At 72.9% G+C, this 255-nt stretch carries 1 protein-coding gene; it reads left to right on the plus strand.

What is annotated here, in order from left to right:
• Nucleotides 1-55 precede the first annotated feature (55 nt).
• On the plus strand, nucleotides 56-255 hold a 200-nt coding region (locus QSK22_RS33550), incomplete at its 3' end, for a leucine zipper domain-containing protein (RefSeq protein ID WP_285498551.1).

Below are 255 nucleotides of genomic sequence, written 5' to 3' on the forward strand. Positions count from 1 at the left end.
TTCTGGTTTCGGTGTGGATTGCGACGACATCTGCACCGACGTCCAGGAGGCCCTCGTGTCCCACCGTAACGCCCCCTTGACCCCGACCGGACGCCTGCGCCTGGCCCGGTGTGTCGTGGAGGACGGCTGGCCGCTGCGCCGGGCCGCCGAACGGTTCGGCGTCAGCCACACCACCGCCGCACGATGGGCCGCCCGCTACCGGCAGCTGGGCGCCGCCGGCATGCACGACCGCTCCAGCCGCCCGCATCACAGCCC

The organism is Actinomadura sp. NBRC 104425 (assembly GCF_030269545.1).
GTDB lineage: Bacteria > Actinomycetota > Actinomycetes > Streptosporangiales > Streptosporangiaceae > Spirillospora > Spirillospora keratinilytica.